At 42.3% G+C, this 23,205-nt stretch carries 27 protein-coding genes and 1 pseudogene; 10 read left to right on the top strand and 18 right to left on the bottom strand.

The window, feature by feature from the left end; genetic code table 11:
- Window positions 1–258 precede the first annotated feature (258 nt).
- Window positions 259–1,275: a tRNA (adenosine(37)-N6)-threonylcarbamoyltransferase complex transferase subunit TsaD gene (gene tsaD / locus D7V32_RS15040; protein WP_120403647.1), complete on the bottom strand. Its 1,017-nt coding sequence runs from the start codon at window positions 1,273–1,275 to the stop codon at window positions 259–261.
- Window positions 1,276–1,421: 146 nt separating this feature from the next.
- Here tsaD and rpsU point away from each other — a divergent pair, with 146 nt between their 5' ends.
- Together rpsU and D7V32_RS15030 are read left to right on the top strand one after the other, a co-directional pair.
- Window positions 1,422–1,637: a 30S ribosomal protein S21 gene (gene rpsU / locus D7V32_RS15035; protein ID WP_001136722.1), complete on the top strand. Its 216-nt coding sequence runs from the start codon at window positions 1,422–1,424 to the stop codon at window positions 1,635–1,637.
- Between the two features lie 37 nt (window positions 1,638–1,674).
- Window positions 1,675–2,121 carry a GatB/YqeY domain-containing protein gene (locus tag D7V32_RS15030; protein WP_120403646.1) on the top strand — a complete coding sequence of 149 codons (447 nt, stop codon included), beginning with the start codon at window positions 1,675–1,677 and terminating at the stop codon, window positions 2,119–2,121.
- A gap of 170 nt (window positions 2,122–2,291) precedes the next feature.
- Here D7V32_RS15030 and D7V32_RS15025 read toward each other — a convergent pair whose 3' ends face one another.
- From D7V32_RS15025 to D7V32_RS14960, 14 genes and pseudogenes are all read right to left on the bottom strand, one after another.
- The gene (locus tag D7V32_RS15025) at window positions 2,292–2,654 is read right to left on the bottom strand and encodes a hypothetical protein (protein WP_120403645.1); all 363 of its coding nucleotides are present in this window, start codon (window positions 2,652–2,654) and stop codon (window positions 2,292–2,294) included.
- Between the two features lie 63 nt (window positions 2,655–2,717).
- Window positions 2,718–3,095 carry a GFA family protein gene (locus D7V32_RS15020; protein ID WP_120403644.1) on the bottom strand — a complete coding sequence of 126 codons (378 nt, stop codon included), beginning with the start codon at window positions 3,093–3,095 and terminating at the stop codon, window positions 2,718–2,720.
- A 58-nt stretch (window positions 3,096–3,153) separates the two neighbouring features.
- A complete protein-coding gene (locus tag D7V32_RS15015) occupies window positions 3,154–4,590 on the bottom strand; it encodes a M48 family metalloprotease (protein ID WP_120403643.1) in 1,437 nt (478 codons plus the stop codon).
- An 80-nt stretch (window positions 4,591–4,670) separates the two neighbouring features.
- Window positions 4,671–5,565, bottom strand: a pseudogene (locus D7V32_RS15010) (NAD(P)-dependent oxidoreductase).
- Entirely contained in the window at window positions 5,565–6,212 is a 648-nt protein-coding gene (locus D7V32_RS15005; RefSeq protein WP_120403642.1) for a hypothetical protein, read from the bottom strand. The pseudogene D7V32_RS15010 and the gene D7V32_RS15005 overlap by 1 nt, the downstream one beginning before the upstream one ends.
- Window positions 6,213–6,365: 153 nt before the next feature.
- Window positions 6,366–8,255, bottom strand: a complete 1,890-nt coding sequence (locus D7V32_RS15000) for a M48 family metalloprotease (protein WP_120403641.1) — start codon at window positions 8,253–8,255, stop codon at window positions 6,366–6,368.
- A gap of 95 nt (window positions 8,256–8,350) precedes the next feature.
- The gene (gene purF, locus D7V32_RS14995; RefSeq protein ID WP_120403640.1) at window positions 8,351–9,892 is read right to left on the bottom strand and encodes an amidophosphoribosyltransferase; all 1,542 of its coding nucleotides are present in this window, start codon (window positions 9,890–9,892) and stop codon (window positions 8,351–8,353) included.
- A 24-nt stretch (window positions 9,893–9,916) separates the two neighbouring features.
- Window positions 9,917–10,498, bottom strand: a complete 582-nt coding sequence (locus D7V32_RS14990; protein WP_120403639.1) for a CvpA family protein — start codon at window positions 10,496–10,498, stop codon at window positions 9,917–9,919.
- Window positions 10,499–10,504: 6 nt separating this feature from the next.
- Entirely contained in the window at window positions 10,505–11,506 is a 1,002-nt protein-coding gene (locus tag D7V32_RS14985) for a quinone-dependent dihydroorotate dehydrogenase (protein ID WP_120403638.1), read from the bottom strand.
- Between the two features lie 90 nt (window positions 11,507–11,596).
- Window positions 11,597–12,076: a type II secretion system protein GspM gene (gspM, locus tag D7V32_RS14980; protein ID WP_120403637.1), complete on the bottom strand. Its 480-nt coding sequence runs from the start codon at window positions 12,074–12,076 to the stop codon at window positions 11,597–11,599.
- Window positions 12,076–13,221: a type II secretion system protein GspL gene (gene gspL / locus D7V32_RS14975; RefSeq protein WP_120403636.1), complete on the bottom strand. Its 1,146-nt coding sequence runs from the start codon at window positions 13,219–13,221 to the stop codon at window positions 12,076–12,078. Before gspL ends, gspM begins: the two co-directional genes overlap by 1 nt.
- Before the next feature lie 27 nt (window positions 13,222–13,248).
- Window positions 13,249–13,704 (bottom strand): SixA phosphatase family protein, encoded by a 456-nt coding sequence (locus D7V32_RS14970; protein WP_120403635.1) that lies wholly within the window; start codon window positions 13,702–13,704, stop codon window positions 13,249–13,251.
- Window positions 13,705–13,780: 76 nt separating this feature from the next.
- Complete coding sequence (locus D7V32_RS14965) at window positions 13,781–14,854, bottom strand: NAD(P)H-dependent glycerol-3-phosphate dehydrogenase (protein WP_120403634.1); 1,074 nt, start codon at window positions 14,852–14,854, stop codon at window positions 13,781–13,783.
- Between the two features lie 32 nt (window positions 14,855–14,886).
- Complete coding sequence (locus tag D7V32_RS14960) at window positions 14,887–15,462, bottom strand: nitroreductase family protein (RefSeq protein WP_120403633.1); 576 nt, start codon at window positions 15,460–15,462, stop codon at window positions 14,887–14,889.
- A gap of 210 nt (window positions 15,463–15,672) precedes the next feature.
- On the opposite strand from D7V32_RS14960, the gene D7V32_RS14955 reads away from it, so the two are divergent.
- A complete protein-coding gene (locus tag D7V32_RS14955) occupies window positions 15,673–16,062 on the top strand; it encodes a hypothetical protein (RefSeq protein ID WP_120403632.1) in 390 nt (129 codons plus the stop codon).
- Window positions 16,063–16,113: 51 nt separating this feature from the next.
- Here the strand turns inward: D7V32_RS14955 and rhlB are convergent, their stop codons facing one another.
- Window positions 16,114–17,265 carry an ATP-dependent RNA helicase RhlB gene (gene rhlB / locus D7V32_RS14950; RefSeq protein ID WP_120403631.1) on the bottom strand — a complete coding sequence of 384 codons (1,152 nt, stop codon included), beginning with the start codon at window positions 17,263–17,265 and terminating at the stop codon, window positions 16,114–16,116.
- Window positions 17,266–17,361: 96 nt separating this feature from the next.
- Complete coding sequence (locus D7V32_RS14945; RefSeq protein WP_004648643.1) at window positions 17,362–17,574, bottom strand: cold-shock protein; 213 nt, start codon at window positions 17,572–17,574, stop codon at window positions 17,362–17,364.
- Window positions 17,575–17,959: 385 nt separating this feature from the next.
- Here D7V32_RS14945 and D7V32_RS14940 point away from each other — a divergent pair, with 385 nt between their 5' ends.
- From D7V32_RS14940 to D7V32_RS14910, 7 genes are all read left to right on the top strand, one after another.
- On the top strand, window positions 17,960–18,196 hold the full coding sequence (locus D7V32_RS14940) for a sulfurtransferase TusA family protein (protein WP_120403648.1): 237 nt from the start codon (window positions 17,960–17,962) through the stop codon (window positions 18,194–18,196).
- 143 nt (window positions 18,197–18,339) lie between these two features.
- Window positions 18,340–19,209 carry an RNA polymerase sigma factor RpoH gene (rpoH, locus tag D7V32_RS14935; RefSeq protein ID WP_120403630.1) on the top strand — a complete coding sequence of 290 codons (870 nt, stop codon included), beginning with the start codon at window positions 18,340–18,342 and terminating at the stop codon, window positions 19,207–19,209.
- 194 nt (window positions 19,210–19,403) lie between these two features.
- Window positions 19,404–19,844, top strand: a complete 441-nt coding sequence (locus D7V32_RS14930; protein ID WP_147394230.1) for a hypothetical protein — start codon at window positions 19,404–19,406, stop codon at window positions 19,842–19,844.
- Between the two features lie 145 nt (window positions 19,845–19,989).
- Entirely contained in the window at window positions 19,990–20,355 is a 366-nt protein-coding gene (locus D7V32_RS14925) for a DUF423 domain-containing protein (RefSeq protein ID WP_120403628.1), read from the top strand.
- 13 nt (window positions 20,356–20,368) lie between these two features.
- Complete coding sequence (gene thiS, locus D7V32_RS14920; protein WP_120403627.1) at window positions 20,369–20,566, top strand: sulfur carrier protein ThiS; 198 nt, start codon at window positions 20,369–20,371, stop codon at window positions 20,564–20,566.
- 11 nt (window positions 20,567–20,577) lie between these two features.
- Entirely contained in the window at window positions 20,578–21,360 is a 783-nt protein-coding gene (locus D7V32_RS14915; protein ID WP_120403626.1) for a thiazole synthase, read from the top strand.
- Window positions 21,361–21,431: 71 nt separating this feature from the next.
- The gene (locus D7V32_RS14910) at window positions 21,432–22,121 is read left to right on the top strand and encodes a hypothetical protein (protein ID WP_120403625.1); all 690 of its coding nucleotides are present in this window, start codon (window positions 21,432–21,434) and stop codon (window positions 22,119–22,121) included.
- A gap of 65 nt (window positions 22,122–22,186) precedes the next feature.
- On the opposite strand, the gene D7V32_RS14905 is transcribed toward D7V32_RS14910, so the two are convergent.
- Entirely contained in the window at window positions 22,187–22,798 is a 612-nt protein-coding gene (locus tag D7V32_RS14905; protein ID WP_120403624.1) for a glutathione S-transferase N-terminal domain-containing protein, read from the bottom strand.
- Window positions 22,799–23,205 lie beyond the last annotated feature (407 nt).

Below are 23,205 nucleotides of genomic sequence, written 5' to 3'. Positions count from 1 at the left end.
GCTCTAGTCCTTCTCTTTTTCAAGTCAATTGCTTATCCGAGATTCGGGTTATAAATATAAAATACCCCCCTAATTATATATTTAAACACTTGTTTTATATTTAATTATGCATTTTGTGTAAATATCACGCTTTTATGTAATTTCCCTTAACTTGAATTGGCATAATATTTCACATATTTTAAATATGGGTTTAACGCTATCGCAAAACTTTTTTATAGGAGATATAAAAAGAGGCGCTTGGCCTCTTTTTATGACTGCTTAAATTTCTGCTGGATTTTTTAATTCAGTCATTGGCCAGCGCGGTGTAGTTGTCACAGCCAAACCATCTTGCTGACCATCTTTCAAACGCTGATAACCCGCAAAGGCAATCATTGCGCCATTATCTGTACACAGCGCAGGTTCTGCATAATAAACTGATGCGCGAATTTTCGCTAAATCAGCTTCTAAACGCTCACGCAAGCGTTTATTAGCGCTTACACCGCCTGCAATGACTAAACGCTTCAAACCTGTTTGTTTCAGTGCTTTCACGGATTTTTTAACTAAAGTATCAACAATTGCTTCTTGGAAACTTGCGGCAATATCTGCATCACGCTTTTCTTCCCCCAGTTTCTTCATTTGTACCGAAACTGCAGTTTTTAAACCGCTAAATGAAAACTCCAAACCTTGATGCAGCATTGGGCGCGGGAAGGCAAATGCATTTGGATCACCTTGCTCCGCCAGTTTTGAAATATTTGGACCGCCAGGATATGGTAAGCCCATCATTTTTGCGACCTTATCAAAAGCTTCGCCAGCGGCATCATCAATAGACTCACCTAGCAGCTCATACTGACCAATACCATAAGCCGCCATCAGCTGTGAATGTCCGCCAGACACCAGCAAAGCGACAAATGGAAACTCTGGCGGTGTTTCAGATAAAAGCGGCGCAAGCATATGACCTTCCATATGATGCACGCCAATCGCCGGCTTATTTAAAGCAAAGGCCAAAGTACGGCCAAACAGTGCACCCGTCATTAATGCACCCATTAAGCCGGGACCTCGCGTATAGGCAACAGCATCAATTTCAGATTTTTTAATCCCGCTGTCATCTAAAAGCTGCGTCAGAAGCGGAATTAATTTGCGTACGTGGTCACGTGATGCCAATTCAGGCACAACACCGCCATATTCTGCGTGCAATTTAATTTGGCTATAAAGTACTTGTCCGCGTAAACCCAACTCGCTGTCATACAATGCGAGTCCTGTTTCATCACAAGATGTTTCTAAGCCTAAAACGATCATTAAACTGCCTATAACCTGTATCAATTCTATTGCGGAGCCTATTATAGACTTGTGGTATGAGATGTAAATGAGTAAAATACTGACCTTCACTTGTGATCAAAGGCAATACTGCCTAGATCTTATCCATAACTTAATGAGGATTCTTCATGCCACAAGTTAAATTGAAAGAAGGCGAACCAGTAGACGTAGCTATCCGCCGTTTCAAACGTTCATGCGAAAAAGCGGGTGTTCTAGCTGACGTACGTAAGCGCGAATTCTACGAAAAACCTACTCAAGAACGTAAGCGCAAAAAAGCTGCTGCTGTTAAACGCTACCAAAAGAAATTGGCGCGTGAATCAGTACGTACGACTCGCCTTTACTAAGATTAATTTGTGATTGATTGACTAACCTGGAATAAACATGACTACTTTAAAAAACCAAATAACTGACGTTTTAAAAGCAACAATGCGTGCTAAAGAAATGAGCAAGTTAACGGTAATTCGTAGTCTTCAGGCAGCAATCAAGCAAATTGAAGTCGATGAGCGCAAAGAGCTTGATGATACTCAGGTTCTTGCGGTCATTGAAAAGCAAATCAAACAACGCAAAGAATCGATCAAAGCTTTTGAAGGCGCTGGTCGAGAAGATTTAGCTAGTAAGGAACAAGCCGAAGTTGAGGTTTTATCTCAATTTCTACCAGAAGCTATGACTGAGGAAGAGCTTGATTCCATCATTGCGCAAACAATTGCAGCGCAAGAAGCTACTAGCATGAAAGATATGGGTAAGGTGATGAACTCTCTGCGTCCGCTCATAGCCGGGCGTGCCGATCCTGCACAAGTATCTGCTAAAATCAAAGCAAAACTTGCATAAACCCAAGCTTAAAATCTTATTTCCTGTTTGATTTGGTCTATTTAACACATACTTATTATTTTGCAATAAAATAATTTCCGTTAAATAGCCCAATTCACACTATATCCCGCACATAAAAAAAGCCAACCCCAAACCGCAGTTTATTGATCAGCTTTTCATATATTTAAATCTTATTTCCAATCGCACTGCACATTATATGGCTTCAGCATTTGCATCTCACGTGCATCCAGCACCTGCTTTTTTACATCTTCCTTCGTAATGCCCGCATATTGACGGTCAATTACCGTGCGGTTCTGATCAGCTGCTGCATATAAATCATCCGCATATTTCGTCACAATTGCACAAAACCGCTGCTGCTGCTGCGCATTAAATCCACGCTGCATCGGGTCAAGCGTATTAAAAAAATCTCGGGTATCTTTTTTATATTGATCATTAATTTTTTCAACCGCCCGCACATAATCCTGCGCACTTGCCGCCACTGCTGCCTGCACCCCAAATGCCACTGTCAAAAATACACAAATCAATCTTTTCATGAAATCAGTCTTATCATTAAATTTAAGCTAAAACGCCGGCAGTATAGCATCAAGCCTTTAGCGCTACAGCATCTCAGTATCAATGCACATAAAGTCAGGCTGGCTCTCCCGATACGCCAGCTCTGATGGCGCAGGGATACGGCCGCTGGTTACTGTCCCCAAACGCAGCCGCAATATACTCGGCAAATCTGTACGATATGAATAAATAGGACTGCCGCACTGCATGCAAAATACTCTCGCCTTATTTTCGGTATGAAAATACTCCTTTAAAACAGACTGACCAGACAATAGCTGAAACTCAGACTGCTGAATTGGACTATTCCAGCCAAATACCGCCCCTTGCGCTTTTTTGCAGTCTGTACAAAAACACAAAATACTCTGCTGAATAGCCGCATTGTACTGATATGTAACCGCACCGCATAAGCATTTCCCCTTTAACACTCCACACCTCACTCTAGTTCTCATTATTTTTATAAAATTTCAACGCGTATGTTGAAAATTATATTTTCAACATACGCGCTTTTTGCATTTCGGCTAAACGCGCTTTAACCGTGCCACTTAATGACTGATTATCCTTAGACAAACGCTGCGCCTGCAATAAGGATTTAATCGCATTTTCTTCGAAGCCTGACCAAAATTCCACTTCAGCCCTGTAGCGCAAAACCTGAATCGCGCGCAAGGGATCTGTCCGATTCAAATTTGCAGCATTTTGCATTAAACGCCAACCATTTAAATCATGATCATTATTTCTCAGGAAACGCATCACTACATCTTGAGCATCTGAATATTTAGCTTGCCGAATTAAAACCTCAGCATACTTATAATTCAGCGATCTATTTTCAGGCATAATTACCGCAGCACTCTGAATATTTTGCTGCGCCTCTTCTAATTTATTTAATCCCAAATACACATCTGTCTGCAGCAAAGTCAAAAGCACATGACTTTTTTGCATCTTTGCCATATCCAATGCATGCTGCGCAGCAGCATAATCCCCCTGCCGCTGCTGAAAATAAGCCATGGCCAGCCAGCCAGCAAATTTATTTTGCCCGGCTGCTGCCTGCAGCTGCTGCTCTGTAGCCTGCCTTGAAAGCACCCGCGTATACCATTTTAAAATTTCAAACTCTTCATCCAGCAGATTTGATTTTACACGCGGCAGCTGGTTTGCACGCAGCCGCGCCTCACTCATACGCTCAGATGTTAAAGGGTGAGTCAGCCAAAAATCAGGTAAAAAACTAACCTGTGATGTAGCGCGGTGCATTACTTCAAAAAAATCCGCCATGCTTTGCGGGTTATAACCTGCCGCATACATATACTGCATGCCAATACGGTCAGCCTCCCGTTCTTGATTACGGCTATAGGTTAGCTGTTTATCCATCAGCGCAGCCTGTGAACCCAGCATAACAGCAGTCCCCACATCACCATCAGCCTGCGAGGCAACCAAAGCACCGACCAAAATACCCGCCAATGACAACAAGCCCTGACCTTTAAAAGCTTCCTGCGAACGGCTGAAGTGCCGCTGTGTCACATGGGCAATTTCATGCGCCATGACACCAGCAACCTCATCCATATTCCGCGCCGAATTAATCAGGCCTGTATTCAAAGCAAATAGCCCGCCAGGAACCGCAAAGGCATTAATTTGGGGATCATTAATCACCACCAGTCCAACTGGCTGGCTGAACTGAGTCTGACTTAATATATGTGAAAAGGTATAAAATAATTGATCTTCCAGCCACGGATTTTGCGTGACTGGCATTTGCTTGTTGACTTCACGAAAGACTTTTTCACCAATGTCTCTTTCTTTTTGCTGATCAAGTAAACCGACCCCGCCGCCAATATCTGGCACATTAAACTGAGAAACCGAACCGAATCCTACATTATGGGGCTGCGCCGCTAATGGCAGCAGGCTTAAGCTGCAAGCAAGTAAAATTCGTTTCAAAGCATGCCCCGTCTAAAGTAATGAGACCCGAATATAACACTGAAAATAGATTAAAATTTTAAGGAAGTGTTATAAATTTTTTAGCTAAATGATGGATTCACCACATAGCGCGGCATACCGCCCTCAAGGGCATTAACCAAATTTTGATAAGCCAATTCAGCCATACGCTTACGTGTCGCTGCTGTTGCAGAACCCACATGCGGCAGCGTAACCGCATTATCCAGCTCAAAAAGCGCAGAGCTTTGCAGCGGCTCTTTTGCATACACATCCAGCCCTGCTGCAAATATTGTTCCTGCTCGCAATGCATTGATCAGCAGCACCAATTAAAGCCTGCGAATCGGCATTTAAATCCACTGCAATCACAACAAAATCTGCACGCCCCAACAGCTCATTTAAGCTGCAATACTGCGCCTTAAAGCTATCCGCCAATTCAGGCTTTTCTTTACGGTTATGGTACAGCACATTCATATTGAAACCGTAGAATCCGCGCCGCGCGACAGCTGCGCCAATATGCCCTAACCCAATAATACCCAAGGTTTTTCCATAGACATCTAAGCCAAATTGGTCTAATCCTGCTGTACGTTTCCAATTGCCCTGTTTGGTCCAGGCATCTAAAGAAGGGACTTTTTTTGCTGCGCTCAGCAGCAAAGTAAACGCCAAATCAGCTGTAGTTTCAGTCAACACATGCGGAGTATTCGCCAGCCAAACTTTTTTCTGATTTAAAAATTGCAGGTCATAATTATCATAGCCCACACTGACACTTGAGATAATTTTTAACTGCTGAGCATACTGCAGATTACTTTCATTCAATAGCCGCCCTGAGCCAATCATCCCATCAGCATCCGCTGTTTCAGCTAAAATCTGTTCATTGACATCACCTAGCTTGGGCTGAATCTGCACTACCCGATACTGCTGTTCCAATCGCTTATGAATGTCTTGATCTAATTGACTGAAAACAACAACTTTTTTCTTCATTAGTGCACCGTATCCTTCGGTTTATTTTGCATAAATTGCCATAAGCGTTTCTTTAATCGAGGTTCTTGCAGCATTTCTTGCAAGGATGCCAGCTGAATATAATCTGATGACGCTAAGTGCGGAATGCTTCCTAAACACAGAACATTTTTATTACCTTCACGCATTGCATCAATAAAACCACTTACATAAGATGAAGCACCGCGGCCATCTTGAAATTTAAGCCATGCAAAAGGCCACTGCAGCATAGAAAATTCAGACTTGCCTGCGCGCTGAATATTCGACCACAGCAGCTGCTCCTCAGCGCCCAAGTTTGCTGCATCAATCAGCAGCACACAATGCTCCATACTTACAGACTCAAGTACAAAAGGCTCTATCTGCAATATTGGGCGAACTTCCGCCTCAACAGCAGAAATAGGCTCAGCCGCTTCTGTTATCTGCACAGCCGCGGCAGAAACATCTGCCTTTAGCTCAGCTGCTGACTGATTCTCTGCAGGCTTTTGTAAAGAAGGTAAAATTATTTCGGGAATGCGCTCTACTGGCGCTTGGTCCCGCCAAATTGCAGGCTGATGCAGCTGACACACTTGTGCCTTAGGAATCCAAAGATCAATTCCCAATGCATTCAGTACGTCGCGCTGATGCCCTATCATTTGTTTATCATCACCAATTTCAGGCTGATCATTCTATCTAGAATCAACTTGCTATGCATAACTTTTTGACCTATTTGGCCTAATCATTGTACAACTCTTTCCCTGCCTATCGGCAATGAATACTTACCTCTGCATAAATAATCAAACCAAGCATCAGATAATCATCAAACTATTTTTCTTTTGCATCAATTCAATCATTTCTGCAGACTCAAACCCCAAACGCCAATACAGCAGCTCAAGCACGTCCAGCTCATCTTGAGTAATAATACGGTCATTCCACAAGCAAACTTCAGCCACACCCAAAATACTGATCCGCTCTCGCAGCTGAAGCCCTGCAATATCATTTAAAATTTCAGCTAAATCAATCGGCTCATCAGAAATTTCAGAATAAAATTCCAGTTCAGCCTGACTTAAGATGCGCTTTAAAATTTTCTCACGCACTTCCAGCTGACTATCGCTATTAATCTGCTGCACATGCAGCAGTGCATCAATCAAACGCACAATACTGGGCTTTACATCTTCCAAAGCCGTTGGCGTATGTACAGGAAGCAAATGTAAATCACATTTCACCCGCTCCAGCAATAAAGCATCCAGCAAGCCAATTTCACCATCTTCCTGAATAATTTTTGCCAGCTTCATAAGAAACTGACGCGAAACAGTCGCCGGCATGCCGCCAATGTTTTTACAGGCTTCATGAAAAATCGCAATATGCACGCGCCCGTCTAAATTCAGCAGCGCATCCACAATGGCGCGGCTGACTTCTGCTTCCGCAGGGATAAACTCACGGTACTGGCGAATCATTAAAATTGCGACCATCACCTCACGCGACCCTGTCGCCGTCTGCAGCGCACGATCAATCAGCTCTGGACGCTTCCAATTATCACGAATGCTGGGATTTAATGGCTTAATTGCATCTTTAATTGCAAAACTGATCGGGGACAAGCGCAGCAGCGGCAAGGGCTGCGGCGAACTCCAATGTGTCACAACATCAACCGATGCTTCTTCTAGTGAACGGAACAAATTAAACAGCGGCTGATTTTTTATTTTCTTTAAATTTTCCAGCTGCAGCTCATGGATCATTCCTGGATTCAGCTCAAAGATGCGCTGCTCAATTTCTGGATGAATATTCAGCCAGTTTCTTGGGCTCAAAGCATTGGCAAAGCACATATGCGAAATGGATTCCGCATACTCACTGTGCAGCTGCGAACCTGAATGGTGTACATAAATACGGAGCAGTGTTTGAATATTGGCATCATTTTGAATCAAGCGTTTCGTTTTCTGATCGTTTTTAAATGTACGCCCGCTTAAAGTTAAAAATTTAATTAAACGGGTAATGAGCAGCCCTAAACAGCCAATCAGCCAAATCAGCGCACCCAATGACACATACAGCGTTTCAAACTTTATTTCACGCACCTGACCATTTTTATAAAAACCGCGTTTTGCCAGCTTGCTGCCCCACTGGCAAAACGTTGTTAAGCTGCTGTAAAGAATTTTCAAGCGCGTATTCTCTGCAGCCTCACCAGATAAAATTTTATTAAATTCATGACTTAACAAGCCATATAATTCCATTTCATCCAAATTTTGCACAGCGCCCCATGTCAAAATAATAGCCGTATCCTTAGGATAAAAGCCTGCTGTCAATGCATTTATCCCTATTTCATTCGGCATGACATACAAAGCTGGCGTATCAATTAAAAATGTATCTGCAAGCTGCTCTGTTATTTTCAAAGCCGTGCTTTCTTCCGGCACACTTTCAATTAAACTCAATCTGCGGGCGCCCAGCTGCTTTGCTAGCGAATAGCCTCCTGTGCGGAAAACATAAAAATCCCGCAGCACAGAAATCAGCATAATAGAGACAACTAAAGCAATTAAATAAGGGCTTAAATAATGCCAGTAGATCTCTTGAGTTGGATCAAAATAATAAACTGCCAAACCAACAATCAGATTAATAATTGCGATCGTGATTAACACCGTAAGCAAACAAAAGCTTGCCGGCCAAAACATATTTTTATTTTTAATGAACGCGTAGCCCACTTTTCTCAATGCAAATCCTTGTTGCTGCCGCCCTGCTGCTTATGGACTCATCATAAATGAAAAAAGCGGGGAATTCCCGCTTTTTTCTTAAACCGTTTTAACGATTATCCTTCACGGATACCCGTCAAATCTACAGATGCAGCATCAATATTTACATCAATATATGCATCTTTTTTATTAGCCTTAGCTGCATCGCTGCGTTTTTTCTCTAAAGCTTCTAAGTATTCCGCATTAATACCGCCTGCAACATACTGACCATCAAACACAGAACAGTCAAATTCCTGTAATTGAGGCACTTTAGTTGTGCGCACAGCTGCTTTCAAATCTTCCAAATCTTGGAAAATCAAACGGTCTGCTTCAATAATTTCACGAATTTCTTCTACGCTGCGCTCTGAAGCAATCAGCTCAGATTTCGCAGGCATATCAATACCGTATACGTTTGGATATTTCACCATTGGCGCAGCTGAAGCAAAGAATACTTTTTTAGCACCTGCATCACGAGCCATCTGAATGATTTCATTACAGGTTGTACCGCGTACGATCGAATCATCTACTAACAGTACATTTTTACCCTGAAACTCAAGCTCTACAGGGTTCAGCTTTTGACGTACAGATTTTTTACGCAATTGCTGCCCAGGCATAATAAAGGTACGGCCAATATAGCGGTTCTTCATAAAGCCTTCACGGAACTTAATTCCCAAGGTATTTGCAAGCTCAAGCGCAGAAGTACGTGAAGTATCTGGAATTGGAATTACAACATCAATGTCATGCTCCTCACCCCATTCACGTATAATTTTATGCGCCAGTTTTTCACCCATTTTTAAGCGGGCTTTATATACCGAAATACCGTCGATCGTTGCATCTGGACGCGCAAAATAAACATACTCAAAAATACATGGACGGTATTCAGGTTCTGCTGCGCATTGTTTAATCGACATGACACCGTCAGCAGTAATAAAAATTGCTTCGCCTGGCGCAATATCACGTTCAACTTTAAAGCCTAGCGCTGTAATCGCCACAGACTCAGAAGCGATGATATATTCCATACCCTGCTCAGTTTCACGAGAACCGTAGATTAAAGGACGGATGCCGTTTGGATCACGGAAACCCACAAGGCCCTGCCCAGTAATCATCGCTACTGCCGCATAACCGCCTTTACAGCGATCATGTACACGTGAAACAACATGAAAAATATCTTCTGCTGATGGAGTCAGTTTTGCGCGCTTTTGCAGCTCATGCGCAAATACGTTCAATAATACTTCTGAATCTGAATCTGTGTTCATATGACGCAAGTCAGTTGTGAACAAATCATCATGAATTTCTTCAGCGTTGGTTAAGTTACCATTATGCGCCAAAGTAATGCCGTAAGGTGAGTTCACATAGAACGGCTGTGCTTCTGCACTGCTTGATGAACCCGCTGTAGGGTAACGGACATGACCGATACCGTAATTGCCGCGCAGTGCACGCATATGGCGGGTATGAAATACATCACGCACCATACCAGTATCTTTACGAAGGAACAAACGCCCTTCATGGCAAGTTACTATCCCAGCTGCATCCTGTCCACGATGCTGCAACATCGTTAACGCATCAAACAACATTTGGTTAACAGGTGTTTTACCAGCTATACCAACAACTCCACACATAGCAACCTCGCAAACAAGCTAGGATTAATAAAAAGGATTATTCGTTGACTCACCCGATACAGTACTTTTGCGCACTGGATCTGGAGTGTGGTCTGAAGATTTTCCGCTATCTTCAGACTTAATATGATGCATCGCCTGCTGCGCTGCGTCTTTGGACATTTGAGCAGCCCAAGGCGCATATGGCAGCAAGGTCTGAATAAATTTAGATTGTTTCCAATGCGGTGAACTTTCAACCCAAGGCCCAATGCCCTGGATTGCAATCAGAACGACAAGTAAACCTTTTAGACTCCCAAATACACCGCCTGCAACTCGATTTAACGGGCCAAGCTTTAGGCTTTTCAGCAACGTATTTAAGATATAAGTAACCACCCAAGTTAATACCACGATCAAGAGCACAATAAATGCAAAAGCTGCAATTTTTTGTACCACTGGATCTGTACTGAGCGCCGTCATTGAAGGTGCCAAGACAGAAGCATATTTTGCAGCGACAATCAGCGCAAAAATCCATCCCGCCAAGTTCGCAAAGGCTTTAATTAATCCTTGACGCAAACCGTTTAGCCCTCCAATGAGCAAGATGATCAGTATAAAGATATCAATGGCGGTCATAGGCTTTTAGAATGCTTCTACACAATCTTTGACAAGTTTAGGTCCTGTATAGATGAGGCCGCTATAAATTTGTACAAGGGCCGCACCAGCTTTCTTTTTCGCCGCTGCATCATTGCCTGACAAAATACCGCCCACACCAATCAGCGGGATTTGACCTTTCAGCACTTCAGCAAAAGCTGCCAAACATGCTGTGCTCTTTTCAAAAACAGGAGCGCCAGATAAACCGCCAGCTTCCTCGGCATGTTCTAAGCCTTCAACACCTTCACGCGACAATGTTGTATTGGTCACAATCAAGCCGTCAATTTTTACTTGAAGCAATTGCTGAGCAATGAATTCAATATCTTCTTGAGTTAAATCAGGTGCAACTTTCAACACCAAAGGCACATAATGCTGATATTCATCAGCCAATTCCAACTGGCGCTTTTTCAAAGTTTCAAGCAGTTCAGTCAATGCATCACCGCTTTGCAAACTGCGCAAGTTTTTTGTGTTTGGAGAAGAAATATTAACCGTTATATATGATGCATAATTGTAGACTTTTTCAAGACAAATTAAGTAATCATCAACTGCTTTTTCAACAGGTGTTACGGCATTTTTACCAATATTAATACCTAACACGCCTTTAAATTTTGAGGCTTTTACATTTTCAACCAGCTGATCGACACCGTCATTATTAAAACCCATACGGTTAATAATCGCTTTTGCTTTAGGCAAACGGAATAAGCGCGGCTCTGGGTTGCCTGCCTGAGGCTTAGGCGTAATGGTGCCAATTTCAATGAAGCCGAAACCTTGGCTGGCCAATGCATCGATATAAGCGCCATTTTTATCCAGACCAGCGGCTAAGCCCACAGGGTTTGGAAATTCAATACCCATGCAAGTTACCGGTTTAGAAGCTACTGCTTGATGCATCACACCTATTTTATGAGATGATTTCAACAGCGATAGTGTCAGCTCATGTGCACGCTCTGGTGCTAAAGAAAACAACAAAGGGCGGGCAAGAGAATACAACATATCTGAAAAAGTCTACTGCTTTCTGAGTCGCGGTATTATAGGCATAGCCCAGCAAAAACACCATGCTTAGCAGTTCTTTATTTTTACCTATTATTGCACAGCTGCTGTTAATTTAATCTGCCCTGCTTCTGAACTTAATTCTAATTTTTCAATACTTAAGCCCATCTGTGTCAGCTGAGTCAGCAAATTTGCTAAAACAGCATAATTTTCATGCACTGCAGAAATTTGTATACTTTCACCCATCTGCTGTGATGAAACAGACAAACCCTGCTGCTGCGCCACCCGCTGAACTTTATCTGCGGCGCTTAAATCACTGCTTTCTGCCGGTTTCATGCTGACTGCATTACTCTGCATCCAGACAAGTGTATCTTTCAAGCCATTTAAGCGTTTTTGCTGAAACTCCGCCGCTTTATGCATATAAAATAAAGCCGAGCCTACAGCCGCGGCAATCACAAAAATAGATGTAAAGATAACCATAATCCGCTCTCGCGCAGACAAGCTATCTAAATATTCAGTTAACCGCTCAAGCTGCTGATCAAATCTTTGCTGAAGTGTTTCAAATGCTTTCATTATTGTATTTTCACCAACCCTACTGCGCCCGCATCCTGCGGCTGGATATTACCCAATTCCACTTTAAAGCCTTGCTGATTCAGCTGCTGCGTCATCTGCTGCAAAACTTGCGCAGAGTTTGCCCTTAGCTCCATGGTTAAAACTGAAGCCTCATAAGACACTCGATTTGCCACAATTTGATGCTGCATCAGCACTGGGCCGACACGGCTGAGCAACTGCAGCGCTTGAGTACTTCCTGTTTGGCTCTGGCGCATCTGAAATTCAAATTGGCTTTTTAAGGTTTGCTCCGTAATAGGATAACTCTGCCCAAACCAGTATTTAAACTGATCTACTGCCTGAACTGCCGTCACATTGGCGACTTTTTTATTTTGATGCCAGCGGACTGCATCATAACTGAACTGCACAACCAGCAAGCCAAACAAGATCGCCGCACATGCTTTCCAATAGCCTGAAACGCCTGCATTATTTTTAGTTTTTGGCAAAATATTAAATGGATGCTGTTTTATTTTTTTAATTTCAGGAACAGTATAATGAAAAGAATCTATCTGATCCTGCGTAACCGCAGCTTCCAAACTATGCATTTGCTCAGCGCTTAAATTGGAAATCAAGTACTTTTGATCTGTACGATGCTGATTAAAATCCAAATATAGCGGCAAGTCATCGACTGATTGGCCCGCAAATTCATTTTCACGAACCAGCAGCCGGCCATCAAAATTAGCAATCACTGTTTGCTTCGCTTGCGGCGCAGACAGCAGCAGAAAGTCAGGAAGCAAAGACTGAACCTTTACTGGCAGCAAAGCCAAAGCATGCTGCATTGTTTCAGCAGCAGTATTTGCTATCCCCATCACGGTCAGCTGATCTGGCTGCTCAAAATAGTGCAGCACTTTCATATGGTCTACAGGCAGAATGACATATTCTTCCAGCAAGTATTTAACACCGTCCGGCCCTAACTTCTTGTACTGCGGCTTTGCCAGTGTCTGCTGAATTAATTGTATTTCACGGCTTGGAAAAAAGACGGCCGCATCTTTACCTTGGTACAGCTGCAAATCCTGAATTAATTGTTCCAGACCTGATGCCTGTTTCCAAAATTCACCCTCTGACCATCGCCAAACCCCATTGGCCTCAGGCATCCATATATACAACATCGGTTCTTTACTGCCGTTTTAAAATTATTATGCTGATGGAATAAATGTTTTAATTTCTGTTGAAAGCCCTGGCGCAATCACAGCCTGCTCATATATCCGCGCTTCTGCAAGCGCGTAAGGATAAAACGAGTCAGCTGTGAGCAGCGCAGCAATATGCGCAACAACATTCATATGACACACTACTGTAATCGATTCATAAGGCAAATGCGACAGCCATTCTACTGCAGCCTTTGCATCATCATCCGGCTTTATTGTATTGCAAATCACCACAGGCACTTCTGGAAAATGCTTTTGCAAATGCGCCAGCGTTTCTTGCGCGCGCAGCAATGGACTCACCACAAAAACTTCGGGCTGTATGAAACTTTTTAAATGCGCTGCTGTCTGTTCAGCTTGCGCATGGCCGCGCTGCGTTAATGGACGCGCAGTATCATTCCCCATAACAGGAGCAGCTGCCTCACCGTGGCGAATTAATGTCAGTTGCATAGTTTTTCCCTAAATTAAATGCAGCCATTATATCTGTGGCTCATGACAAAAATATTTTGCCATGAGCATTTTATTTTTAAACCTGCTGATGCGGCAAGACAAATTCAACATCACTGCGGTGGCCATTTTTCATTAAAGACAGTGCAATGCTTAATGGAGGCGCACCTTCAAAAATCACATCATACAGTGCACTGGTAATCGGCATGTACACATCCAGCTCCTCTGAACGCGCTTTTACCTGCACAATGGTATTAATGCCTTCCGCAGTTTGACCCAGTTCCTGCGTTGCCTGCTCTAGAGATTTGCCCGACCCCAATGCAAAACCAACCTGATAATTACGGCTTAATGGGCTATTGCATGTCGCAAATAAGTCGCCGACACCAGACAAGCCTAAGAATGTCAGCGGATTTGCTCCCAGCTCCACAGCAAAACGGCTCATTTCTGCCAAAGCCCGAGTTAAAATCATACTCTTGGTATTTTCACCCACTTTATATGCAGCAGCCATACCCATCGCAACAGCATAGATATTTTTCAAAGCGCCGCCCAGCTCTACACCATGCACATCATCACTGGCAAAAACACGAAATAATGCACTATGCAGCGCTTGCTGCACTGCATAACGGACCAGCTCAGAGTCACTGGCAATCACCGTTCCTGCAGGCTGCCCCGCCACAATCTCTTTGGCAAGATTCGGCCCAGACAGCACACCATAAGGCACTTCCGGCAATTCTGCACGGATAATGTCACTCATAAAACTGAATGTTTTAGCCTCAATACCCTTGGTCAAAGAAACGACCGCTTGCGCGCTGATAAATGGACGAATCTGCTGCAGCACACTGCGGAAAGAATGGCTTGGAATAGCCACAAAAATAATATCACGGTCACGTACCGCTTCTTCTATGTTTGCTGTAGCCCGTAAACCTGCTTCAAGCTGAAAATCAGGCAAATAACGTTTATTAATATGCGTTGCATTGATATCAGCTGCAATATCTTCATCACGAATCCAGATCATGGTGTCACAGCCGTTGCGCACTGCTGTATTTGCCATAGCCGTACCAAAACTGCCGCCGCCCAAGACTGTTACACGCAGTGCCGTTTTTTCATTTACTGCCACTGGCTCTACAAGATCCGAAAATTTAAGTTCTGACATTTTTATTATTTCCTAAAACTGTTTTATGCAGTTTATTTATTCCAATCACTGACAAATTCCGCAGACTGAATTTCTGCACGAGGCGGAATCGATTTCACAGCTGTACCAATATAAATAATGCCCGAAATCAAATCATCTGCCGTAAGCCCTAGAGCTTGTTTAAACAAGGCTGATTCTACAACTGCACCGCTTCGCCACATGGTTGAAAAACCCTGGCTTTGCAATGACAGCAAAAAGTTTTGTACAGCTGCCCCTGTACTTAAAATTTGCTCAAAATGAGGGACTTTGGGATGATCCTGCAATTTAGTCAATGCTAAAACAAGCAATGGCGCACGAAATGGATGGTTCTTCACCCGCTCCAGCTGCGCCTCTTCTTTTTGACCTGTATCCGCTAAGGCCTGAGACAGCAATTCACCAAAAGCTTCACGCTCAGCAACCGGCACAACAACAAAACGGGTTGGTTTTAAACGGTGATGATCAGGAGCTGTCAACGCTGCCTGAAAGGCTAATTCCAATTGCGCTGCATTTGGCGCCGGCTCAACCAAATGACCAATCGATTGACGCTGATGAATGTTTTGATGAACTATTTCAACCGCTAATTCTGACATTGACATCTATATCACTTAAAAACTGAGCCTCAAGATTAGCATATTCTCAACAACTTACTCTAGAATGTTGACTGTATGAAAAGATCTATATTTGTTATTCATCTTGCGCACAGATTTACTGTCAACTGTTTCATAAGTTATACAGCATCCTTCACGCTTATACTAAAAGCTGTGCTCAAATAACTGAAATTCCATTTGCGGGCCAAACATATGCAAATTTCTCAAAAACAATTACTCATCGGCACATCTTTTATTTCCGCTATCTTACTCAGCGCATGTGCATCCACCCCGACCCAATCACTTGCCATTCAAAAACCCAACAATCAATACGAAGTGACTGCTGTAGGTAAAACACAGATCATAGCCAAAAACAATGCCGTCAGCGCAGCCAACAGTACATGCGGCAAGAAAACCGTACCTGTCGTTATAGATGAAAAGACGGAATATAATGGCGCATTAAAAGGCGTACTGGATGAAAAAACTGGTCAAATGGTACAAGCTGCTGCTGGTATTCTTGGCGCAATTTCAGGCACGAACACAGGTATTAATCAAGACGACGACTATCAGACTGTCCTAACATTTACTTGCCGCGCGAACTAAAGCGCAAAGCAATAAAAAACCGCTCAATGAGCGGTTTTTTCATCAATCAAATCAGCAATAACCATCTAAACGGGTTAAAGGCAATTTTTGACCAATCGCTTTTTCGATTTCAGGCAAATAGAACGCATCATCTTCAGACAGGAAACTGATACTCACACCGCGTGTACCTGCACGGCCTGTACGGCCAATACGGTGCACATAGTCATCGGACTGCTCAGGCAAAGTGAAATTCACCACATGCGAAACACCATCCACATGAATACCGCGGCCCGCAACATCTGTTGCAATCATAATATTATGTTTGCCGTTTTTAAATTGATCGAGCATTTTTAAACGCTTATCTTGTGCAATTTCACCAGACAGCATCACAACTTTATAATCATCCCGTTTCAAACTGTCATACAATTTGCGTACCTGATCACGCCGGTTAGCGAAAATCATGACTTTTTCAATAGGCTCGTCACGCAAAATATCTTTTAGAAGCTTATATTTATCTGACTTAGCAACCATATAAACACGCTGTTCTACATCAGCATTGGTTTTCTTTTCCGGCTCAATTTCTACAGTCACCGGTTCAAATAACCACTGCTGCGCCAGATTTAAAACATCATAGCTGAATGTTGCAGAGAACATTAAAGTCTGACGCTGCTCTTTACGCGGCGAATAGCGCACAATGCGTTTTACAGATGGAATAAAGCCCATATCCAGCAAACGGTCTGCTTCATCAATCACCAAAAATTCAATTTGATCCAGCCAAATTTCTTTTTGCTCGACAAAATCAATTAAACGGCCGGGTGTCGCAACCATAATATCAACAAAGTTTTTATCCAGCTGAGCGCGCTGCTTGTCAAAATCGACACCGCCAAGCATGGTAACCAAATGCAGATCCGCAAATTTTGTCAGCTCTTTGGCATCACTTTCAATTTGCAGCGCCAGTTCACGTGTAGGCGCAAGAATTAAAGCTCGAGGCTCGCCGCGGAAACGCTGCTCTTTAATCGGATTGTTTAACAGATCATTAATTACACTCACCAAAAAGGCAGCTGTTTTTCCCGTACCTGTCTGCGCACGGCCAATGGCATCATGACCAGCCAATGTATAGGTCAAAACTTTTTGCTGAATAGGCGTCATTTGTGTAAAGCCTAAAGCATCAATCGCCTGCTTCAATTTCGGGTGTAAATTTAAGGTATCAAAACCAGATGACATAAAGCTGTGCTCGAACTTGGTAATCGCAAAATATAATGCATTATAAACAAAAAACGCCCCAATAACATTGGGGCGTTTTTAAGAATAATCTTTCGATTAGTCTAAAGGCTGAACTTCTTCAGCTTGGAAGCCTTTTTGGCCTTTAACTACGCTGAATTCAACGCGTTGACCATCACGAAGTGAACGGTGGCCGTCACCTTGGATAGCGCGGAAGTGAACGAATACATCGTCGCCGCCATTACGTTGAATAAAGCCAAAGCCTTTAGTATCGTTAAACCATTTAACAACGCCTTGTTCACGAGCTGTCATTAGTTAATCCTCATAGATGTATAAGAAGGACCACCCGGTGTTGCAAACAGCAGACAAACAAGGTTCAAAAAATCTTATTTTTTTAAAACTTGTAATCATTCTGTAAAACTATTAACAAAATCCCGGTTATATCCATTTGTATAAAAGGTGTTGAAACAATTTATAGTTGTTATAACACCCAGTACGCTTCGAGCTTAACACGGCTAATTCTTAAATAATAGATTTTTTTCTTCAGAATACAATTTTAATAACGCATATTTTTTCACAAGCTTGCCTTAAAAAAATTGATACATCAAACAAACATTTCGGTGCATTTTTTATTTGGTTTTGGCACTCAATTTGCTACTATTTAGACCATTAGCAACATCGTATATAAATGACATCTATGCATACCGTGCAAACCGCTGATTTTTATTTGGTAGATGCCATGGGCAAGCCTTGCCCTATGCCGCTGCTCATGCTGAAAAAAGCGCTGAAGAATAAAACTGGCCGCCAGCTGCTGCTCAAGTCATCAGACCCGCATAGCCAGCTGGATGTAACCCGTTACTGTGAACTCAATGCGCTGGCATGTAAATTAGTTAAAATTTCAGACACTGAATATCACTACTTAATTGAATCTTAAAATATTTCAATTAAGATATTTTGCTTCACAAACGCATAAAACTTTACATTTCTCTACCCAATTTTCCATATTTCAGGGAAATATTGGATTAAGATTAAACCTAATTAGCGGGTAATCCCATCTATACCCTTAAAGGAGAACACATGAGTGACAGCAGCAATCAATTGATGCCCCTGTCATTATCGGCACCAGGGGTGAATCTCGGTGCTTATATCAGTACTGTTAATCAGATTCCAATTTTGACAGCCGAACAAGAAAAAGCGTTAGCTGAGCGCTATTATTACGACCAAGATTTAGACGCAGCTAAAATGCTAGTCATGTCTCATTTACGTTTTGTTGTGCACATTGCGCGCAGCTATGCCGGTTACGGCCTGCCGCAAGGCGACTTAATTCAAGAAGGCAACTTGGGCCTGATGAAAGCGGTGAAACGCTTTGACCCCAACATGGGTGTGCGTTTAGTTTCTTTTGCTGTGCATTGGATTAAAGCAGAAATTCATGAATATGTGATCCGCAATTGGCGTATTGTTAAAATTGCGACCACCAAAGCGCAGCGTAAACTGTTCTTTAATTTGCGCAGCCTAAAAAAGTCATCTAAAAAATTGACACTGGACGAAGCAAAGTCTATTGCAAATGATTTAAATGTAACGCCAGAACAAGTTTTGGAAATGGAAGGCCGTTTAACTGCTTATGACGCGGCATTTGAAGCCACTGGCGATGATGATGACGAAGGCTCAACACATGTTGCTCCAGCGCTTTATCTAGAAGACAACCGCTATGACCCTGCCCGTCTGATTGAAAATGAAGACTATGAAGAGCAAAGCACTGCTGCGCTGCATGATGCCATGGAACAGCTGGATGACCGCTCACGCAACATTTTGCAGCGCCGCTGGCTGGACGATGAAAAATCGACACTGCACGAATTGGCTGCTGAATATAATGTTTCTGCGGAACGTATCCGTCAGTTAGAAAAAAATGCGATGGAAAAAATTAAAGTGGCGATGTCGTCAAACTAATTGACAGCTTATCTTAAAAAAGCGCTTCGGCGCTTTTTTTATTGTTTAGATAGTCACTTTTGAATATAGTTTCAGCGCTTCAGCATTCAATTTTTATAAAAACAAAAAATAGGTTCAATATGACAGTCATTTCTCAAAATAATATAAAACTTTTAACTACGCTTTTTAACGACAGCCATGCAGTCCGTCTAAATATGCATAACTTACTTTTAAAAAATATTAGCACTCTAGTCAGTATTAAAGATGACTTAGGCAAAGGAAATTGCCATGATGCAGCTGCATTTATGCATTTTCTGAAGAAACCACATATTACAGGCGTCGATGAATATGCCTTGCATAATCATTCAAACAAAGATTGGATAAGCTATTTCTACACCCAATTCAGTCTATGGGATGGCACATCTAGCATTCCTTCGGGCAAGGTTATTGGATTTCACAACCCTCAAAACAATATCAGCCATCTAGGTGTTTTCCATAGCGCTTATTCTATAGGAGGCACTAAAGTCCGTGCTGTCAACAGCTTAGACCTTGGCAATGGCTGGAAATCTGTAGACTTGCTGGATGCCATACAAAATATAAATGGCAGCCTCTTTTATAATAATGCGCCTGTAGAGGTCTATATTTCCAACCGCTAATTAAACTGTTGCCTATGCTTGAAATACAGCGTATTTGCATTTCAAGCACAGCTCAAACAGCGTCAAAGATTAGCAGTTTTAGCTTTAACCTAAAACTGTAAATGTGCTAAGGTTATGCGCAAATTTTACCAAGGGTAACTTGCGTATGTGGCTTGGAATCTCTGCAATTAACCTCGCTATAGCTGTCATGCTTGGCGCATTTGGCGCACATGGCCTGAAAAAAATTGCGTCCCCCGAACAGCTGGGCTGGTGGCAAACTGCAACAGATTATTTTTTCTACCATGCATTGGGCCTTCTTGCACTCGCAATCTTAAACAAAGTTACCCGCCAATTTCCAATTAAAGCCAGCTTTTGGCTCATTCAAAGCGGCATCCTATTTTTTTGCGGTTCCCTTTATATTATGGCCTTAGGCCTGCCCCGCGGACTAGGCGCAATTACCCCAATTGGCGGCGCGCTGATGATTTTAGGCTGGCTCATTTTCGCCCGCAATGCCTTCAAATACGAGAAGTAATCCTGAGACAACTATGCAGATTTATTTAAATGGCGAAGCACAGCAAACCGCGTGCAGTAATCTTTTAGAGCTCATTCAAGAGCTTGCTTTAGAAGGTAAACGTTTTGCCGTTGAAAAAAATGAAATGATCATCTCTAAAAGCAAGTTAGAGCAAACCCCTATTTACGATGCAGATCGTATTGAAATTATTCATGCCGTCGGCGGCGGCTAGCAGGAGCTCCCATGGAAGATACATTTAAAATTGGTTCACGTACGTTTAATTCACGCCTTTTGGTGGGAACAGGTAAATATAAAGACCTGCAAGAAACCGATTTGGCCATTCAAGCCAGCGGTGCAGAAATTGTGACAGTCGCAATTCGCCGAGTGAATATTGGCCAGCATCCCGATCAGCCAAATTTGCTTTCTGTTGTCCCTCCAGAAAAGTATACAATTTTGCCAAATACGGCAGGCTGCTTTGATGCAAATAGCGCAGTACGTACATGTATGTTAGCGCGTGAACTTCTAGATGGTCATAACTTAGTGAAGCTTGAAGTTCTGGGCGATGAAAAAACACTGTACCCGAATGTCACTGAAACCTTGAAAGCAGCCCGCACATTAATAGATGACGGCTTTGAAATCATGGTTTATACATCCGATGACCCGATTGTCGCGCAAGAACTTGAAAGCATGGGCTGTGCAGCCATCATGCCTCTAGGCAGCTTAATCGGCTCTGGTTTAGGTATTTTAAATCCGCACACTCTCTCTATTATTAAAGAAAATGCCAAAGTCCCTGTCTTGGTTGATGCAGGTGTAGGCACAGCCAGTGATGCAGCTATTGCAATGGAATTAGGCTGTGACGGTGTACTGATGAACACCGCTATTGCTGCAGCGCAAAACCCTATTTTAATGGCTTCTGCGATGAAAAAAGCAGTAGAAGCTGGCCGTGAAGCTTTTCTTGCAGGCCGTATGCCGCGTAAACGCATGGCAAATGCCAGCTCACCTGAAACGGGCTATTTCTTTAAATAATCATTTCACAGTGACTTAGACAATATGATAAAGAGGACTGAAACAGTCCTCTTTATCTTTAGAATAACCTTATGCAGAAAATAACTCATAAAATAAACATTTTCCTTTTCGGCAGCCTGCCTGTGTTCTGTTTTGCGCAAATCCCCGATATTTATAAGCAAATTACTCCTGTTGGGTGGACAGTCCTTTCAGGTGCACAAGGCGATTTAAACAAAGACAGTAAAAATGATATCGCGCTCATTTTAGAAAAAAATCAAACAGATCATCCCGTGCTAAAAGATGACGGCACAGCGCTTCACAATAATCAGAGAAAACTTGCGGTATTTTTTAAAACGGCTCAAGGCTATAAGCTGGCTGCAGAGAACCGTACACTCCCGCCTGCTGAACAGCCCAATACTTGCTTACTGGACCCGCTGTCAGAATCTGAGGGCATCACCATCCATAAAGGCATTCTGTCTTTAGAACTTAGCTATTTTATGGCCTGCGGCGGCTGGGAATGGCCTAGGCATACTTATATATTCAGATGGCAGAACCAGCAGTTTGCATTAATCGGATTTGACTACTACAGTTTTCACCGCGCCTCAGGTGAAGAAACCAATAAAAGCTATAATTTTTCGACCAAAAAACGCAAAGAAATACTCGGTGCCAATATGTTTGAAAATACTCAAACTCAAACTAAGTGGACTGATTTTAAAAGCACTGCAAACCTCACGCTGCAAAACATCAATTTTGATGACTTTTATACCCAGTTTAATTATTAGAAAATCCTGCTGTAAAACAAAAAACCGCTTCATTGAAGCGGTTTTTCAATATTTATACTTGTAAATTAAGGAATTAAACCTTCATCACGCATAGCAATCTGCACAGACTGACGTTCAGCTACTTTATTTCGGATTGCAATAATATTTTTATAAGGTGTCAGATCATGATGAATCAAATTGGACCAATTTGTTAAAACAAATAAATAGGCATCTGCTGGGCCAAAGTTATCATCCACTAAATATTCGTTGTCCGATTCACCAATCGTTTTATCAATAAATGTCAGCAAACGGTCAATTTCTGCATAGCCTTTTTCTTTGCCAGCGTCATCCAATGGCGCGCCAAAAAATACGGCATAGGCATCATGCAGTTCAGAATTTAAATAACCTAACCACTCCAGCACTTTCGCGCGGCCTAAGCCCGATGGCGGAATTAAATCTTGCTTAGGATCATGCTGCGCCAGAAAAGGTAAAATCGCTACATTTTCGGTTAAAATCAAACCAGGGTTAATTTCCAAAGCAGGAACATACCCCTTGGGATTAACCTCATAATAATCTGCGCCTTTTTCTGTCTTATGCGTTTTTAAATTTACACGCACCAAATCAAAGTCAACATTAATTTCATTTAAAATAATATGTGATGCAAGTGAACATGCGCCTGGCGAGTAATATAGCTTCATCTTTGTCTTTGATCCTTGTTATTAAATTATTAACTGTCTAATGTTTTAAATCGCTTCTTGCAAAGTTTCAAGTCGTGTAAACCTTAAATTGCAAAAAAGCGTAAATGACGTAAATTCACTTAACATTGACTATTATTCATAAACAGATTTTTTGCAAGTCAGACCTGCATAGTATTTTTCGAATAAATGTTTTACCTATGCAAGTTTTCAATTTTATGAAACATCATTGTGCTGGCAAACGCTCAGTAACCCTAAATTCTAAACATATTGGCAAAGTTCAGCGTTCGACCATTTCTAGGCAGCTATTGTTCAGCGGTTCTAAAAAATTATCATTTTGACTTTCAAGAAATGCTCAAATCTGGCTCATACCGATTTTGAAACAGTTTTTTGAACCTGCTTTTTGATTT

Source organism: Acinetobacter tianfuensis (genome assembly GCF_003611465.1).
GTDB lineage: Bacteria > Pseudomonadota > Gammaproteobacteria > Pseudomonadales > Moraxellaceae > Acinetobacter > Acinetobacter tianfuensis.
The sequence above is the reverse complement of the archived record's forward strand: the minus strand, read 5'-3'. Positions and strand labels throughout refer to the sequence as shown.